Genomic DNA, 16,887 nt, shown 5'->3' with positions numbered 1-16,887 from the left:
TTAGTCAATTGATAAATTTTTCACATTTTATTAAAATATTGTATAATTGTTGCTGATACTTCTTCGATCGACCTTTGCGTAACATCAATAATTGGCCAGTTATTTTGCTTAAAGAACTCCTCTGCTTCTTTAATTTCCTTTTCTACTTTTTCAGAATCAGCATATATATTATTATCTTTGTTATTAATTGAAGTAAGTCTGTTTTTGCGTATTTCTACTAGTCTACTTGGGTTGATTGTTACTCCTATAGTCAGTTTATTTTTTAATTTTGCTAAGTCGATATAAAAGGGTACCTCACTAACAAAAGGAACATTCGCAACCTTGTAGCCTCTATAAGCTAAATACATACTAGTGGGAGATTTTGATGTGCGTGAAACTCCAACCAAAATTATATCTGCTTTATCGATTTGAATACCTTGTCCATCATCGTGATTGATGGTATAGTTTATTGCCTCAATACGCTGAAAATACTCGTTATTTATTTCAGTATACAGGTCAAGTTTTTCATCCTTTTCAATTTCAAGATAGGATGAGATTTCTCTAATAATATGTGATAGTATTGCTCGATATGGAATTTTTAACTTGATACAATTATCTTTTAGATATTTTCTGAGCCCATCATCAGTAATAGTGCATATAACAAAGTTATGCTCATCACTTTTTCTCTCAATTTCCTCCAGAATTTTATCGATCTGCTCTTCTCCTTTTACAAAAGACCAAACATATTCGATAGTTTCTACAGAACGAAAATGTTTCAGGGCTGATTTTGCAACTGATATAACAGTTTCACCACTTGAATCTGACACTAAGTGTAGATTAAGCTTTTTAATGGTCATATGGCAAATAAGCAATCTGTTACTCAAATTATGCTAATTTGTTGACCTACGTAAATACAGAAAAACTATCCTGTTGATAAAACTCAAACTAATTGGTAAATTTTTAATACAATTATTCTCAAAACAAATGTTTTTATTAAAGCCTACAAATTTCTCCCATTTTTCTAAGAAAGCCCTGCCTTGGCTTGGGGTTATTTGTCTTGCATATTTTTTAATTGGAATGTTCTTAGCATTATTCTTCTCCCCAGGAGATTATAAACAAGGAGAAATCGTACGAATTATGTATCTTCATGTGCCTTCTGCATGGCTTGCTCTTGGAATATACGGACTCATTGCATCACTTAGTTTCATTTCATTGGTATGGAACAATAGTATTGCCAGTGTCTTGGCACATGCTGCTGCTCCTGCAGGGACAGTTTTTTCGGCAATATGCTTAATCACAGGTAGCATCTGGGGAAAAGGGACATGGGGTACTTGGTGGGTATGGGATGCAAGGCTTACTTCAATGCTGATTTTGTTTTTTCTGTATGTTGGTTATCTTTCATTGTGGAGTGCTTTTGATAATCAAGCAAGAGCAGAGAAATCATCAGCAGTATTTGCCATTTTTAGTGCTATAAATATTCCCATAGTAAAATTTTCTGTGAATTTATGGTCTACTCTTCATCAGCCAGCAAGTATTTTTAGAAAAGGTGGAGTAGCAATAGAAGGTTCTTTACTGCTGCCACTCATTGCAATGTTTATATTTTGTACCACACTTTTTTTAGTAGTGTGGATACTTAATGCCCTTCATTTAATTAATTTGCAGAAGATAAAGAGAGAAATCAGCATGCGATATTAGGCATATAATTCCAGAGTGTAATGTTGTGAACAGCGACAGAGATTAAAATGTAGAGCAATCATCCATTGGCAAGTTCCAGAACTAATTACGTACAAACCACACTTCAAGATTATAGTGATTAATCACATGCAAGTAGAAGAATCATGATTCTCTAGTGAATAAAGATGTGCTCTATGTAAAGCTGGTGAAGATAAGATAGAAATTGAAAGAAAATCTAATTATTGGTTATTATGCTATATTTATAATGCAAGTTATTAAATTTTTAATTACTTTAGCTTATAATAATTTCTGAGTTAACCTGAGATTTCTTGAACTGTGGTTTCTTTATATTCAGGTAGATACTTATACTTTTATGTAATTCCAGTTTTGACTGTAGAGGAGGTTCCTATGTCAAAAAACACCTATAGTGACCAAATTAATAATAGTTATTTATATAACAACAAACTTTTTTATGGTAAAGAGGATATAGATGAGATGACTGAGGGTGAAACTACGACTGAGAAGCGATTTACAAATCCAGTTCCAATAGTAATAGAAGCTTTTGAACTCGCAGTATAATGCACCCCATAAACTAGACCAAAAAAAAATGGTTGATCCGAGTAGGAAGGTAAAGGGGTAAAAGTATGGCAACAAAAAAATATGAACCAGAGTTAAAAGCAAAGATAGCTTTGGAAGCAATAAAAAATCAAAAAAGCACAGCTGAGATATGTAGTGAATATAAAATACCATCAACAAATCTATATGATTGGCGTGATAGAGTATTGGCAAGGTTAAAAGACCTATTTGTTGAAGAAAGTGAAAGTGCGAGAAAACAAAGAATCTTAGCGCAAGAAATAGAAAGTTTACATAAAGTAATAGGAGAATTGACAGTGGAAAATAGCTATTTGAAAAAAAAATTACTGAAATAAGCAAAAAAGATAGAGTAAGGTTTATAGAAAAAGATTCTGATCTGTCAATTAGGAAACAGGCTGATTTATTGGGGATTTGCAGATCTAGCCTATATTATAGGCCTATAATTAATAACGAAAGTGAAGTAGCAAATTTGATTCAAGAAGTATATTTGGCTTCTGATTGCCGTTATGGATATCGTAAAATTACTGCTGAAATCATAGCGAGTGGAGTAGTAGTCAATCACAAAAAAATCTTAAGAATTATGAAAAAAATGAAGATTAGTGGGCTGTATTGTAGAAAAAGATGTAATACAAGTATTAAAGAAAAAAAGCATAAAATATATCCTTATTTACTCAAAGATTTGATTATTTGTAGAGTTAATCAGGTATGGGCTACTGATATAACATATATTATGGTAGAAGGTAAGTTTATCTATTTTGTGGCAATAATGGACTTGTATAGTCGCTATATTATTGCTCATTCATTATCACCATATCTCGATGCTGGATTTTGCCTTTATACTCTCAAAGAAGCTCTAAAACAAGGTAAACCTGAGATTTTTAATAGTGATCAGGGGGTGCAGTTTACTAGCTACAACTTTATTATGGAATTAGAGCGTGCTAATATTAAAATCAGTATGGACCATAAAGGACGTTGCTTCGACAATATATTTGTTGAGCGCTTATGGAGAACTTTAAAGCAAGAAGCTATATATTATTATAGACCAAATAGTATCAGAGATTTAAATCTTATAATAAATGATTTTGTTGCTTGGTATAACTATAGAAGGCGACATCAGACTCTACATTATAAAGTTCCTGCTGATCTTTATTATCATAAACAGTAAATGAATATATTGATAAATACTTTAAATGTGTGTCGACGTATTTATCAACATATTCATTTTAAAAATCGGATCACTTTGAAAAAAATGGTCTAGACAAATGGGTGCATTATATTTTGCGCAATAAAATATACAGTACTATTGCTTTGCTTGAGAGCACTTTATGCAAATTTCTTACCTCTCTTGCTACTTCTACAATTAAACAACTCTGCTCTGTTTCCTATTTGACTCCACAACAATGAGAATTGGTATAAGCACTGGGATGATATCGAAGGGGCTACTCGGATGACACCATCTGTTGTATCTGCTATTGAATGACAAACAGGAACTACAAAACAACCTTTGGTTCGCGAAATGGAGAATACACCTTCTTTACCTCAGATAAATGGCTACTTACTTCTGATTCACGATTTTTATAGAGAGCAGAAACATGCTGCATAATACCTAGCTTTATTTGCTCAGGAACGCTGTCATAGCCAGCTTCGTATACAACATCAGCCCTTATTATGTTCAAATAATTGAAAAATTCAATATAGCTTCCTATATCACTAAAATAATAACTAAGTTTTCTATTCTTATCAGTAGCCAATATTATTTTATTCACAGGACCATAGCTTAAATATATTCTACGAGGTATATAACCTTCATATGAAACTTGCCACGTTTGCTTTACTAGAGACTTTTCCATATGCCACTGAGCATAATCAGTTGCCATAAAAATAAAACTTGAAATCAACTTATCATCTTGATCATTTTCAATTCGTAAAAAAGATTTAACCTCTCCTAAAGTTACTGGAAAAGATTTAGGCTTAGACTTACGTTGTATATTTATGATTGGATACTTTAGTCTTGTTGACATAACAACCCTCCTTTTCTATATATAGCTAAAATAAGTAAGACTTATCTATAAAAAATCTTACTTATTTTAGTTATCACTTAATATTAAATTGCAGCAGCAACTCTATCGTACAAGTATATTGAGAAGAGAACGTATTAACGCTGTTTCTCCTTTTTTTAGGCCGGATTTTAGTAGATTGACATTCTGAGAATGAATGTTATTGAAAGTGAAGTTTAGCTCTTTAGCAAGTAGACTGCGAAATTTCTGCACACTTTCATATGCGATGTTTTCAAGTTCATGCGCAAACTTATCTTGAGCCGCAGCTGCTATGTCTTCTATTTCTTCATTGAACTCTTCTAGCTTTCTTTCCTTACCTTTAAAATTTTTTGCAAAAGTTTTCATATTAATTGGCCTCAACTATTCTTGTAATTATAATGACAATAAAAAAACTACCGAAGTAAAAAATTCGTACTATGAAACTGCAAACAAAATCAGCACACCAAATCGGTTCGCTTTATAGCGTAAATCCTATCATCCTGATACTCTTTACTGTCATTCAAGTACCCCTTTTTTGTCATCCCAGTGCCCAGACACTGGGATCCATGTTGCTCACAAGCAAACTAGCATAGAAAGGTGGTACAACGTTTTCGATGAGATTGCAGAAAGGCTGGATTCCAGCATCAAGTGCTATCTCTATAGGACTCCTCACTAATCCAAAATATTAATAAATTTACTAATTATAAAAAAGGCAAAAGGATCCCCACTTAGTGAGTTTGACCCTATAATAATTTAAACTGGCGCTGTAATAATGTGCTAACGCTTAAAATAAGCGCGTTTTGGCTGAATGTAGAAAAAATAAAAAAGACATGCAGCCGCTATAATTTTATGTAATCCGCCAATAAGTACCTTAAGTTTTTTACTGAATTTTTGTTATTGAGCCTGCAGGTCAAAAACAAGTTTTGAGTCATAAATACCCTCAGTGTCATAATAAGGAAAGTTGGCAATATTTGTCAAGTAGTTTTCTTATCTTTTACAGGCATAATTTACATGCTACAATCAAATTTTCATAACTGGTGAATAAAAATGCAAAGAGACAAAATTAAAGTAGAAATAAAAAAGTTATCACACGGAGAAGACTTGTCTCTTCCATGTTATGCAACTACGCAGAGTGCTGGTATGGATCTTTATGCTGCATTGAATGACTCTGCTGTTTTAAATCCACTTGAGAGATTACTTGTTCCAACTGGAATTGTGATTGCAATACCAAACGGTTTTGAGGGGCAAATCCGCCCACGTTCTGGGCTTGCTGCAAAACATGGAATCACTGTCTTAAATTCTCCGGGCACTATAGACTCCGATTATCGAGGTGAAGTTAAAGTTTGCCTAATCAATCTAAGTAATCAGCCATATGAAATAAAAAGAGGAGATAGAATTGCACAAATTCTTATCACTCCTGTACCTGAGATAATTTGGAACAACATAGAAGAATTCTATGCAAAAGAAACTGCTCGCAATGAAGGAGGCTTTGGCTCAAGTGGTAGATAATTTATTGTTTATAAGTTGACAATAATAATTCTTTACATACAACTTTAATTAATTTAAATGAGGCAATTATGTTAATTTTTAAAAACCACCGTGGCCAGCTCCACAAAACAAATACTGCACTTTTAGTACTTACTTCTCTGTATGTTATAGGCGCAGCAGTAGCACTTTCATCACCATATTTGATGTCTTCAACTTATATACTTGCTCCACTTGCAGCTTTTGCAGCTACACCACTTGGAATGAGTGTTTTAGCATTTGTTACTGTTGCACTGATTAGTTTAGCAATATATTCCTTCATGAAAAATAATGAAATATCTGAACTTAAAGCTCCGAGAATTGTTGCTGGTAGCTTTCAAAGATACCTGATGTTGCAGGTAACAAATAAAGATCTTGAATTTATTGAAAAGAACTATAAGAACGAAAATGGTGAATATACTATAGATTTTACTAACTCAAAAGGCGAAGTATTCAAAGCTGAGAGTTATGGTCAGATCAGATATATTGGTAATCCTGATCCAATCTTGCTTGGCAACACTAAACTCCTTGATCTATATCAGCTATACAAGAAGAATAGTGATGGTATATTTGAAGAGATAAATTGCGGACAGGAGTTAGAAACGTTAGGTTTAGGAGTTGAGGAAAATGATGCTAAAGAAGTAACCATCAAATTTGTGCCAAGCTCAATTATTAATTCACCAAAAGTTGAACACGAAAAGTCAGAAAGATTATTAATCAGCCAAGTATAAAAGGAATAAGTCTTCCCTTCATTTTTTTTACTGTTAATGACTTAAACTTATTGTAGAAACTGTCTCAAAAAATAGATATTCACATACTTGTAAGAAATTTGCTAAGGATTTTTATTTAATTTAACTGCATCTTTTGCCTTATCCAATAACCCATTAATAAAACCAATTTCGCTTGGTTTATCAAGTAAATCAGATGCAATGTTAGTATACTCATTGATAACAACTGGAACTGGTATATCGCAATTAATCAACTCACATATTGCAACGCGCAAGATAGATAAGCTTATAAGATTCAACCGTGGGAGGGACCAACTTGGGTGTAAATAAGACTCTATTATTTTATCATATTCTTCACTGCTCTTTATAACCTTATATAACAAGTTTTCTAAGAACTGATGGTCAAATTCTTCACATTCAAATATATCTCTCAACTTATTTATGTAGTCCTTAAGCTCACAATTTTCCAGTTTAAAAGTGCTTTTGTTGTAACCTACGAAAATATTTGAATAAGCAATTTGTACAGCAAGAAATCTTGCCGTGCTTCTTTTGATGCGCCACTTTTTATCTACTGGTTTTTCTTCCATTATTTTAATTTATTGTGTAGATCTATCATATGCAAAACAGTTGAGGCTGCATGGCCACCAACGTTCTTTTTACTTTTGTCAGCTCTAATTAGTGCTTTATCTTTGCTGTCAGCGGTAATTACGCCCATACCAAGAGGTATTGCATAATGCATAATAACTTCATTTAAGCCTTCGATTACTCCTTTACAAACATATTGATAGTGATCGGTTTCACCGCGAATCACGCACCCAAGAGCTAAATAACCGTCATAATTAGCATTCTTGCTTTTTACTGCAAAGAGAATTGTAGCTGGTATCTCAAATGCACCAGGAACTTCAATTATGTCATAGCTTGCATGACTTTCTTTTAATCTATCGACTGCACCTTCAAGCAAAAGGTTTGCTATTTCAGCATAATAAATTGAATTAACTATTAGTATTTTCGACATTTACTACCACTTTTTTCGTTAAAAACAACTTTATTAATGATTGTTGAATTAAAGTTATAATATTACTAAATATCCAATATATTACCAGGCCGGCAGGAAAAGAAGAAAAAATAAAGACAGAAATGTAAGGTAAAAACTTCATAACATTTACTTGAATATCATCTTTACTGGTTTGATCGTTCTCACTTAGCTTCTGCTGAATTATCATGGTAGCGCCAAAAATTATAGGTAAAATGCCTATAGAAATAGGAAAGTTATAATTAAACAACCCAAATAATGTAAAAATGTTTGTTGGATCAGAAGCTGAAAGATCCTTAATCCATAAATAAAAAGGGGCGTGTCTCATCTCTATAGTAACAAATAATACTTTATACAGAGCAAAAAATACTGGTATTTGTATGAGCATAGGGAAAATGCTCGAAATTGGATTTACATTGTTTCTCTTGAACAACGCAATTGTCTCTTTGTGCTGCTTTAAGCTGTCATTTTTGTACAACTCTTTTATACGAGTTAATTCAGGCTGCAGGCTTTTCACCTTGAACATCGAAATATATGATCTATTAGATAAGGGAAGCATCAAAAGTTTGATTACTAAAGTTAGCAATAATATTGCTAAGCCAAAATTTTTCAAAACAAAGTTAAAATATTCAAGCAGTAAAAACACCGGCTTGGTTATAAAATAAAGAACACCAAAATCTACAGCCTTATCAAACAAAGGTATATTGAGAGTGTCTTTATAATAATCAAGTAAATTCAATTTCTTTGCCCCAGCAAAAAAGTAGTTCAGAGTAGAAGCACTTGTACCAGGGAGTATGTGTGTGTACGGTCTAACAAAATCTGCTTGAAACTTATCAATGTTATTAACATTCGTGTGTTTAATGCTCACATTTATTTTATCTGATTTCTCAGGTATGATGGCTGTAAGCCAGTATTTATCAGCAAAACCAAACCAATTTTTTTCACTCGTGCTTGCCTTTATTAAACGCTTCTTAGAAATATCTTTATATGTCCACTCCTCTAGCTTATTGTTAAATGCACCTAGTACTCCTTCATGTGATATCCAATAGGATTCATTAATATTATCACGTTTACGATTGATTTTACCATAGGGAACTAAAACTACATTATCTTTTGTATTGTTTTCAATAATTTGCTCAACTTTAAACATGTAGTTATCGTCAAGGCTAATTTTCATTCTAAATAAAATGCCATTTTCATTATCCCAAAATAAATTGACCTCTTTTTGATTGAGTTTATTTGCTTTCCATACTGTTTTAGAATCTGGAACTTTAATCTTTTCATTCGGATCGAGCCACCCAAATTCTGCAAAATATACATCTTTTGATTCTGCAGGTGACAGTAACACCACTTGTGGAGAAGAAGAACTCGGTTCTAAGTGGTAGTTAGTTAGGATTAAGTCATCAAACCTTGCACCTTTCAGAGAAATTGATCCTTCAAGCATGTTATTGGTTAAATTAACTCTCTGTTGTCTAGTAGAATTAATAATTTCAGAACGATTTTGGTATATCATAGGAGCAAGGTCGTTAGAAGATTCGATATGTTCAATATTTTCAATCGATGGTTGGCTTTGGCTCGTGTTAAGAAAATTATCATAAATAATATGCCATAATACTATAATCAATATAGAAAGAATTGTTGCTAAAATTAAATTTTTTGCTTCTGACATGAAATTAAATCGAACATACCTCCTTAAAGTATATATTAAATATTGTACTAAAACAATAAAATTTACTTATTTTTAATAATAGCTTTTAACGCTAATCTTAAAAATTTACTCTTATGGCTTCAAATTTTAATAATATGAATGCAGCAAAAAATCTAGTTATTTGGCTACTGATAATAGTCATTACTGCAATGTTTATTGATTCACAAGGGGATAAACTAAGCAATAGGTTTCTGAGCACTTTTCTACCGTACAAAGGAAGGGTTCAAAATGGCGGAAGTATTGAATTTACAAAGTCATACGATGGACACTTTTATATTCAAGCTCAAGTCAATGATCGTAATATAACGTTTTTGCTTGATACCGGAGCAACTATAATGCACCCCATAAACTAGACCAAAAAAAAATGGTTGATCCGAGTAGGAAGGTAAAGGGGTAAAAGTATGGCAACAAAAAAATATGAACCAGAGTTAAAAGCAAAGATAGCTTTGGAAGCAATAAAAAATCAAAAAAGCACAGCTGAGATATGTAGTGAATATAAAATACCATCAACAAATCTATATGATTGGCGTGATAGAGTATTGGCAAGGTTAAAAGACCTATTTGTTGAAGAAAGTGAAAGTGCGAGAAAACAAAGAATCTTAGCGCAAGAAATAGAAAGTTTACATAAAGTAATAGGAGAATTGACAGTGGAAAATAGCTATTTGAAAAAAAAATTACTGAAATAAGCAAAAAAGATAGAGTAAGGTTTATAGAAAAAGATTCTGATCTGTCAATTAGGAAACAGGCTGATTTATTGGGGATTTGCAGATCTAGCCTATATTATAGGCCTATAATTAATAACGAAAGTGAAGTAGCAAATTTGATTCAAGAAGTATATTTGGCTTCTGATTGCCGTTATGGATATCGTAAAATTACTGCTGAAATCATAGCGAGTGGAGTAGTAGTCAATCACAAAAAAATCTTAAGAATTATGAAAAAAATGAAGATTAGTGGGCTGTATTGTAGAAAAAGATGTAATACAAGTATTAAAGAAAAAAAGCATAAAATATATCCTTATTTACTCAAAGATTTGATTATTTGTAGAGTTAATCAGGTATGGGCTACTGATATAACATATATTATGGTAGAAGGTAAGTTTATCTATTTTGTGGCAATAATGGACTTGTATAGTCGCTATATTATTGCTCATTCATTATCACCATATCTCGATGCTGGATTTTGCCTTTATACTCTCAAAGAAGCTCTAAAACAAGGTAAACCTGAGATTTTTAATAGTGATCAGGGGGTGCAGTTTACTAGCTACAACTTTATTATGGAATTAGAGCGTGCTAATATTAAAATCAGTATGGACCATAAAGGACGTTGCTTCGACAATATATTTGTTGAGCGCTTATGGAGAACTTTAAAGCAAGAAGCTATATATTATTATAGACCAAATAGTATCAGAGATTTAAATCTTATAATAAATGATTTTGTTGCTTGGTATAACTATAGAAGGCGACATCAGACTCTACATTATAAAGTTCCTGCTGATCTTTATTATCATAAACAGTAAATGAATATATTGATAAATACTTTAAATGTGTGTCGACGTATTTATCAACATATTCATTTTAAAAATCGGATCACTTTGAAAAAAATGGTCTAGACAAATGGGTGCATTATACTTCTCCCAATAAACCCTTATATAAATCTTTTAGATCACCTTCTGATAAATGGCCTATTGCCAATTTAGCTAACTGTTCTTGGTTTAAGTCTTTTAAAATTCCTTTTTTATGATAGTTGATAGACCAATCATCCTTCTTAGTTATTGCTTCCTTGAGTCTCTTAGCATGATATGTATCTAGGTTAATTAGATCTCCATATATGCCTTGATTATTACTCGAGAACAATTTCTTTTTTACAAGCTCTAATTCTTCTAATGGTTGACTACTTATATAGTCTGAAAGCTTACTCTTAAGATCTTCTACAGATAAATTGCCTGAGCGATCTAAATTTCCTAATTTTACTTTGTACTTATTTTCGTAACAAAAATCTTGTAGTGCTCTTAATGGATGTTCTCTTTCATTACAAGAATACGAAGGTGTGGGCCACCAATCATAAACCAACTCACTACCATTTTCTAATGTCATTCCAAGCACTGCCCCAAGATCTTCAAGTAGCTTTTTCTCATTTTCTCCTAGGGATGTAGATTTTTTGCGCTCACTTTGTTCTTCATCACTCAACCCTCTTAAAGAAGAGATAAAATCTATTCTTTCAGCAGCTACTTTTTTTGATAGCTGGCAGAACTCATCTATTTCACTTTCTTCTACTCCATAATATTCAAGGTAGTCTCTTACTACAGCATCATTGCCGTTACTGAGTAAATCTACTAGCTTTTTAGGAACTCTTTCTAATTCTTTATACCAATTCCCGTTACACGGGAAACAGATAGACAATAATGGAAGAAAAGCCATAATGAAATAAGTGAAATAGTTTAGGTATAAATGGCACTCAGATCAAAATTATTGGATGAAGAAGTAGTAAAATCAGCAAAAGAGATGCTGAAGAAAGTAAGGAATAATGCATATGTTTCAAAAAAACTAAACGCTGTAATTGCAGCAAAAAAGTACAGTATAACGTCTGTAGCAAAAATATATTGCATTTCAAGAAAGGCACTAACTTCGTGGATAAAACTCTTGAAATTTGGCAGAGAAGAAAAACTGTTTGCTCCTCGATCACGCCGAAGAAAAACTAAATTAAATCAGGCTCAACTACAGCAAATTGAAGCATGGATAGAAGAAAACCCTAATATTACCATTAAAGAAATGAGAATAAGAATACAGGAAAAGTTCGACTTAAATATTAGCAAATCTACAGTACACCGCCATATGCAAAAGATGAAATTTTCATATATTACACCAAGACCAGTACACAACGTACAAGATAAAAGTAAACAAGAGGAATTCAAAAAAAAATCTCAATGAAGTTATTGGAAAGTATCCTGAAAAAGAGCTATTTTTCTTTGATGAATCAAGGTTTGGCACACATTCGAAAGTTGGGCATGGATGGTTTAAAAAAGGTACTAGAACTCGGGTTAAAATAAAGTTAGGTAGGCATAATTTTTATCTCTACAGTGCAGTTAATCCTAAAAATGGAGAGAGTTTTAGCTTATTTGCACCAAATGTTAACACTGATTGCATGAATATATTTCTTGAGCAAATGTTGCAATATCTAGGGACAAGAGAAGCTGTTCTTGTTATGGACTGTGCTAGTTGGCATAAGTCAAAAAATTTAAAGGTACCTAAAAACATTGAGATTATATACCTACCTCCATATTCACCTGAACTTAATCCTGTTGAGAGGCTTTGGTTATATATAAAACAGAACATTTTGCGCAATAAAATATACAGTACTATTGCTTTGCTTGAGAGCACTTTATGCAAATTTCTTACCTCTCTTGCTACTTCTACAATTAAACAACTCTGCTCTGTTTCCTATTTGACTCCACAACAATGAGAATTGGTATAACTACATGGAAAGATGGTCCTGGCAACAAAATTCATAAGAGTGATGTGAGTACTGCAAAAAACTACTTGACTGAAAAAGAGTTGAGTGCATATTGTTTCGATGTATCTAGATTATGCGGAACTTCAAGCAAGAAAGCATCGGCTAATGAAAATGCAGAATTGGGTTGAAAAGTTGGATGCATTTCTATTGTTCAATGATTATGAAGTGCTTAAAGATGCTGGTAAAGTTAGTGCTGAAGTTGCAAAAGCTCTAGCTGAAGGAGAATACGAAAAGTACAGAGTTGTACAGGACAAATTACATGAATCTGATTTTGATGAATTAATTAAAGCAAGTAAAGAAAGTGAGAAAATAACTACAACAAAAACCAGCTTGTAGTTGAGCTATCTGTGTTTGACATCTTGTCTACCACCTTTTGTTTTAATTTCAAGGGGGGTGAAAAATTGTCCCCACCCTTTAGAAAGCCCTACCTGCCAATAAATAGTGGAAACATAAATCTTTATCTCTATCATACATGATAAAATTGGAGACGTAAATAAATAAATTTAGATCTTTGTCTCCATTTTAAGCGGTACATAAACTTTAGATGCAGAAAAAGCTCAATAGAAAAAAATGATCCATTTCTGCAATTTTAGACACCTATGCTTAAAGAACAAACAAATCGTATCCTCTTTTTCCGGAATACTCCCAAATTGGCTAAAATCTTGAACGGAATACATATTGTAATTTAATTGTTAGGACATTTATATTATAAGTAAAACAGAAATTTAATAACTAAAGGAGAAAACCTACGTTTTAAAGCTAGCTACAATTTTTAAGTAAAGCAAGTAGCCACCTGATTAAAGATCGCTTATAAAACAACTCTAGACTCAACTAAAAGGTATTTTCAGTAGTCTTACTATCACGAAAGAAACTTATACATAAGTTTAACACGATTTTCATGCCTTGTAAAGAAAATTTTTTAAAAAGAATTTAACCTTTCCTGTCTCAAATCCTTTTTTTAGAGAGCTATCTATAAGGGTTAAAAAATTAAAGAATAAATAAGAATGAAAAATATAAAATATAAATAGGGTATTATCATATACCTTATTTTTATTATTTATAATAATAGTTTTTTTCTCTAAACTAAGAAACACTCAAAATCAGCCAAGGAGCAACCTTTTATGATATTATAGTAGTTTGCTTGACTTGTATAACCTTGAATTATGTTAAACTCCTCTACAGTAGCCCACTTCTCAGCTTAATGATGTATTTGCGAAGGTCCTACATTAAGCTTTTTCGCTAATTCTTCTTGAGTATAGCCTCTGATTATTCTCCACTTTTTTATCTCTTGTCCTCCGTTTTGCTCGTATCTCTCTTTATCAGCATATTCTTCAGCTGATAAGCCCGTTGCTCGATAGATAACGTCAGTAGCAAACCCTGACTTAACTAGATTCTTTGCAATTTTTATTCTTGCTGCTTTTATATTACTTTCTTCTTCAGCTCGGATAGATTTGGTTAATGCATAAATTGCTTTGTGTCCTCCTGTTTTTTCTATGAAATTATACATTTCCTGGGTCTTAGCTTTGTCAAAACAACTATCTTCTTTTAGTACTTTTTGTCTTGGAAAGAGATTTCTAATAGGAATTGATAACGCTTCTGCTATCACTTTTAGCCTTTCAATTGGAATGCCACATGTTCCTTGCTCATATCTTAGCAGCGTATGATAGTTTATGCCTGTTTTGCCTACTAAATCCTTCAGGGTATATTTTCTCTTTAATCTCCAGCTTCTTGCTCTTTGTGCTATTTGGTACCTTATGGAAACAGTAGTATACTTTGCCATACAGAAATAGATATTATATAGGTTAATACTACCAAATAAAGATATACAAAAACTTTTATGTTCGCATTTTAGTTGAATATTTCTTCAGAATTGTGTATAATCATTAATGCTTTTTATCTTACTTTCTCATGGCTCTTTCCAAGTTTCTCGATCCTAAGAATGATATATCGTTCAAGCGCATCTTCGGCACTGAAAAAAATAAGGACATTCTTATTCACTTCCTCAATGACATTCTTGGCTTCACTGGCAAAAGTGCAATAAAGGATATAGAGTTTTTAAGTACTATTCAAGACCCTGATATCGCCGCTAAAAAGCAAAGTATTGTTGATGTTCTCTGCAGAGATGAAAATGGGGTGCAAGTGATCGTCGAAATGCAGGTCGCTAAAACTAAAGGCTTTGAAAAACGTGCCCAATACTATGCTGCTAAAGCCTATTCAAGACAGGCTGATAAAGGTGATCAATATCATGACCTTAAGGAAATTATCTTTATTGCTATAGCAGATTGTATACTGTTTCCTGATAAGTCTGAGTACAAATCAAAGCATACTATTCGCGATGAAAATACTAATGAACATGATTTAAAAGATTTTTACTTTATATTTATTGAGTTGCCTAAATTTCCCAAAACAAAAGAAGATCAGCTTTCAAGTATAGTTGAAAAATGGGTCTACTTCTTTAGATATGCAGATGAAACTAGTGAAGAAGAGCTAGAGAGAATAATAGGAAGTGATCTAATAATTAAAAGAGCATATGAAGAACTAAATAGATTCAACTGGTCAGAAAAAGAATTTATTGCCTATGAACAAGAGATCAAACGTATTCGTGATGAACAGGCTGTCCTTGCTCAAAAACTCGATGATGCTACTCAAAAAGGTAGACAAGAAGGCATCCAAATCGGCCAGGAAAAAGGTAAAATTGAAGTTGCCAAAAACTCACTCAAGGCCGGTGTATCTATTGATGTTATAGCTGAAATTACAGGACTTTCTCTTGATGAAATTAAACAACTTCAGGAAGAGATAGCATGAAGCTGTCTTTTTGATTGGTTACCTATTGCTACATTACTCAGATAAGACTCAGGTTTATTATCTGCTCTGCTAGTAATTCCTGGTTGCTAAAATTACAGTTTTTGATTAAACAGAGTGGAAAGATATAGAAATATTTTTTAACATAAAAACTTATTGATTATATAGTCTTTTATAAATATAATCCCCTATGTTATTTTTAGCTTTGAGGGGTTATGAAAAAATTGGATTATAATCAAGCTTCTGTACCTACAACAGAAACAAATACTGCTGAAGTTGAAGCGAGTAATATAGATACAGTTGGTGCAATCTCAACACAAACTACTGTAAACTTTGAGCATTCGAAAAGTGAGTTGTTTAGTGCTATAGAAGAAAATATAGCCTTTCTCATAATAGTGGGAACAAATGAAGAAAAGCAGAGTCAACAGCCTGGCGAAAAGATTTAAAAAGAGGAATGTTTTTCCTGATTCTGTTTTTGATAGCAAACCAATGGTGCTCAATTTTGTTGAAATCTGGAGAATATGGCGGCAGATACAGAATATCTATACCAATGCTTTTGGCAAATTCAACAGTCTTTTTAGACTTATGAAAAGTTGCATTATCCAAAATCACGGTTTGTCCAGGCTGTAAAATTGGTGCAAGAAATTGCTCAAACCAGCCATTAAAAACCTCTGTATCACAATAGCCTTCGAAGGTCATAGGTGCAACGATTTTTTCCTTATTTAAAGCTGCAATCATGCTAACTCTCTGAGTTTTCTTACCTGATTTTAGTGCATGAAATCTCTCTCCTTTTCTGCAATATCCATATGGGTAATCTTCTGTATTGTCTATACCAGATTCATCAATATATACCAAATTTTTAGGGGACTTTGCCGATATGATTTTCAAAAATTGAGCTAGTTTTTCTTCGTTTCTTTCTTTATATCCATAAGTCTTTTTTTGCGTGTAAATCCAATTTTTTTTAGAGCTCTATGAATCGTTTGACGACTTATATTGCCCCAGAGTTTGGCTACCTCTGATTGTGTTTTAGCGCCGTATTTTTTTATAAATTCTGCAAATGCATTCCAATCGGTGATTTTATGATTATAGCCTCTATTCCCCAGTTTCTTCGATTCCTGTTTCTTTCCGCCTTTTTTCTCATTTGTACAATGTTACTCTACCGATTTTGAACCTCTTTGCTACTGCTGTTTTACTCTCTCCTTCATCTAATGCCTGAATGGCTTTTTTCCTTAAGTCATAACTGTACGCTGTTGGCACTTTTACCTTCTGATTGCCCTAAGTCTCTATTTTATCCTGTTC

General features: G+C 32.6%; 20 protein-coding genes and 2 pseudogenes. 13 read left to right on the top strand and 9 right to left on the bottom strand.

Going from position 1 to position 16,887, the window contains the following annotated elements; translation table 11 throughout:
• Window positions 1-20 precede the first annotated feature (20 nt).
• Window positions 21-836, bottom strand: coding sequence for a pyruvate, water dikinase regulatory protein (locus tag OOK99_RS04140; RefSeq protein WP_264720239.1), 816 nt, complete (start codon window positions 834-836; stop codon window positions 21-23).
• Between the two features lie 127 nt (window positions 837-963).
• Here OOK99_RS04140 and ccmC point away from each other — a divergent pair, with 127 nt between their 5' ends.
• The 4 genes from ccmC to OOK99_RS04120 all read left to right on the top strand — a co-directional run bounded on the left by ccmC (window position 964) and on the right by OOK99_RS04120 (window position 3,651).
• A complete protein-coding gene (ccmC, locus tag OOK99_RS04135; RefSeq protein WP_264720238.1) occupies window positions 964-1,674 on the top strand; it encodes a heme ABC transporter permease CcmC in 711 nt (236 codons plus the stop codon).
• A gap of 387 nt (window positions 1,675-2,061) precedes the next feature.
• Window positions 2,062-2,232, top strand: a complete 171-nt coding sequence (locus OOK99_RS04130) for a hypothetical protein (protein WP_264719472.1) — start codon at window positions 2,062-2,064, stop codon at window positions 2,230-2,232.
• 65 nt (window positions 2,233-2,297) lie between these two features.
• Window positions 2,298-3,412 (top strand): IS3-like element ISWpi17 family transposase gene (locus OOK99_RS04125; protein WP_214303219.1). Its coding sequence is split into 2 segments (ribosomal slippage): window positions 2,298-2,571 and window positions 2,571-3,412, totalling 1,116 coding nucleotides; the frame shifts between segments, so codons are not numbered across the junction.
• 101 nt (window positions 3,413-3,513) lie between these two features.
• Complete coding sequence (locus OOK99_RS04120) at window positions 3,514-3,651, top strand: hypothetical protein (protein ID WP_264719471.1); 138 nt, start codon at window positions 3,514-3,516, stop codon at window positions 3,649-3,651.
• A gap of 86 nt (window positions 3,652-3,737) precedes the next feature.
• Here the strand turns inward: OOK99_RS04120 and OOK99_RS04115 are convergent, their stop codons facing one another.
• Complete coding sequence (locus OOK99_RS04115; RefSeq protein ID WP_010401151.1) at window positions 3,738-4,268, bottom strand: head-tail connector protein; 531 nt, start codon at window positions 4,266-4,268, stop codon at window positions 3,738-3,740.
• A gap of 102 nt (window positions 4,269-4,370) precedes the next feature.
• Window positions 4,371-4,649, bottom strand: a complete 279-nt coding sequence (locus OOK99_RS04110; protein ID WP_017532302.1) for a hypothetical protein — start codon at window positions 4,647-4,649, stop codon at window positions 4,371-4,373.
• A gap of 681 nt (window positions 4,650-5,330) precedes the next feature.
• Between OOK99_RS04110 and dut the strand changes: the two genes are divergently transcribed.
• Window positions 5,331-5,792: a dUTP diphosphatase gene (dut, locus tag OOK99_RS04105; protein WP_264719470.1), complete on the top strand. Its 462-nt coding sequence runs from the start codon at window positions 5,331-5,333 to the stop codon at window positions 5,790-5,792.
• A 68-nt stretch (window positions 5,793-5,860) separates the two neighbouring features.
• Entirely contained in the window at window positions 5,861-6,538 is a 678-nt protein-coding gene (locus tag OOK99_RS04100; RefSeq protein WP_264336687.1) for a hypothetical protein, read from the top strand.
• Between the two features lie 101 nt (window positions 6,539-6,639).
• Here the strand turns inward: OOK99_RS04100 and nusB are convergent, their stop codons facing one another.
• The 3 genes from nusB to yidC are packed head-to-tail and all read right to left on the bottom strand — an operon-like array spanning window position 6,640 to window position 9,237.
• The gene (gene nusB / locus OOK99_RS04095; protein WP_264719469.1) at window positions 6,640-7,122 is read right to left on the bottom strand and encodes a transcription antitermination factor NusB; all 483 of its coding nucleotides are present in this window, start codon (window positions 7,120-7,122) and stop codon (window positions 6,640-6,642) included.
• Window positions 7,122-7,550 (bottom strand): 6,7-dimethyl-8-ribityllumazine synthase, encoded by a 429-nt coding sequence (locus tag OOK99_RS04090; RefSeq protein WP_264719468.1) that lies wholly within the window; start codon window positions 7,548-7,550, stop codon window positions 7,122-7,124. The genes nusB and OOK99_RS04090 overlap by 1 nt, the downstream gene beginning before the upstream one ends.
• Window positions 7,528-9,237 (bottom strand): membrane protein insertase YidC, encoded by a 1,710-nt coding sequence (gene yidC, locus OOK99_RS04085; protein WP_264719467.1) that lies wholly within the window; start codon window positions 9,235-9,237, stop codon window positions 7,528-7,530. The genes OOK99_RS04090 and yidC overlap by 23 nt, the downstream gene beginning before the upstream one ends.
• A 113-nt stretch (window positions 9,238-9,350) precedes the next feature.
• Between yidC and OOK99_RS04080 the strand changes: the two are divergent.
• Both OOK99_RS04080 and OOK99_RS04075 read left to right on the top strand, forming a co-directional pair.
• A pseudogene (locus OOK99_RS04080) lies at window positions 9,351-9,608 on the top strand (TIGR02281 family clan AA aspartic protease); the annotation flags it as partial.
• A gap of 69 nt (window positions 9,609-9,677) precedes the next feature.
• Window positions 9,678-10,792, top strand: a protein-coding gene (locus tag OOK99_RS04075) for an IS3-like element ISWpi17 family transposase (protein ID WP_214303219.1) whose coding sequence is annotated in 2 segments (ribosomal slippage) — window positions 9,678-9,951 and window positions 9,951-10,792 — 1,116 coding nt in all. Because the reading frame shifts where the segments join, the coding sequence is not laid out codon by codon here.
• Window positions 10,793-10,898: 106 nt separating this feature from the next.
• Here OOK99_RS04075 and OOK99_RS04070 read toward each other — a convergent pair.
• The gene (locus tag OOK99_RS04070) at window positions 10,899-11,693 is read right to left on the bottom strand and encodes a hypothetical protein (protein ID WP_264719464.1); all 795 of its coding nucleotides are present in this window, start codon (window positions 11,691-11,693) and stop codon (window positions 10,899-10,901) included.
• Between the two features lie 30 nt (window positions 11,694-11,723).
• Between OOK99_RS04070 and OOK99_RS04065 the strand changes: the two genes are divergently transcribed.
• From OOK99_RS04065 to rhuM, 3 genes are all read left to right on the top strand, one after another.
• Window positions 11,724-12,735 (top strand): IS630 family transposase gene (locus OOK99_RS04065; RefSeq protein WP_264719384.1). Its coding sequence is split into 2 segments (ribosomal slippage): window positions 11,724-12,185 and window positions 12,187-12,735, totalling 1,011 coding nucleotides; the frame shifts between segments, so codons are not numbered across the junction.
• A complete protein-coding gene (locus OOK99_RS04060) occupies window positions 12,732-12,914 on the top strand; it encodes a virulence RhuM family protein (RefSeq protein ID WP_264719463.1) in 183 nt (60 codons plus the stop codon). Before OOK99_RS04065 ends, OOK99_RS04060 begins: the two co-directional genes overlap by 4 nt.
• Window positions 12,847-13,122 carry a RhuM family protein gene (gene rhuM / locus OOK99_RS04055; protein WP_319803425.1) on the top strand — a complete coding sequence of 92 codons (276 nt, stop codon included), beginning with the start codon at window positions 12,847-12,849 and terminating at the stop codon, window positions 13,120-13,122. Before OOK99_RS04060 ends, rhuM begins: the two co-directional genes overlap by 68 nt.
• Before the next feature lie 862 nt (window positions 13,123-13,984).
• On the opposite strand, the gene OOK99_RS04050 is transcribed toward rhuM, so the two are convergent.
• A complete protein-coding gene (locus OOK99_RS04050) occupies window positions 13,985-14,566 on the bottom strand; it encodes a helix-turn-helix domain-containing protein (protein WP_264719461.1) in 582 nt (193 codons plus the stop codon).
• A gap of 128 nt (window positions 14,567-14,694) precedes the next feature.
• On the opposite strand from OOK99_RS04050, the gene OOK99_RS04045 reads away from it, so the two are divergent.
• Window positions 14,695-15,591 carry an Rpn family recombination-promoting nuclease/putative transposase gene (locus OOK99_RS04045; protein WP_264719460.1) on the top strand — a complete coding sequence of 299 codons (897 nt, stop codon included), beginning with the start codon at window positions 14,695-14,697 and terminating at the stop codon, window positions 15,589-15,591.
• A 212-nt stretch (window positions 15,592-15,803) separates the two neighbouring features.
• On the top strand, window positions 15,804-16,034 hold the full coding sequence (locus OOK99_RS04040; RefSeq protein WP_264719459.1) for a hypothetical protein: 231 nt from the start codon (window positions 15,804-15,806) through the stop codon (window positions 16,032-16,034).
• On the opposite strand, the pseudogene OOK99_RS04035 reads toward OOK99_RS04040, so the two are convergent.
• Window positions 15,976-16,845, bottom strand: a pseudogene (locus tag OOK99_RS04035) (IS630 family transposase). The gene OOK99_RS04040 and the pseudogene OOK99_RS04035 sit on opposite strands and share 59 nt — an antisense overlap.
• Window positions 16,846-16,887 lie beyond the last annotated feature (42 nt).

The organism is Wolbachia endosymbiont (group B) of Eucosma cana (assembly GCF_947250645.1).
Taxonomy (GTDB): Bacteria; Pseudomonadota; Alphaproteobacteria; order Rickettsiales; family Anaplasmataceae; genus Wolbachia.
This window is presented reverse-complemented; position numbering and strand designations above follow the sequence as displayed.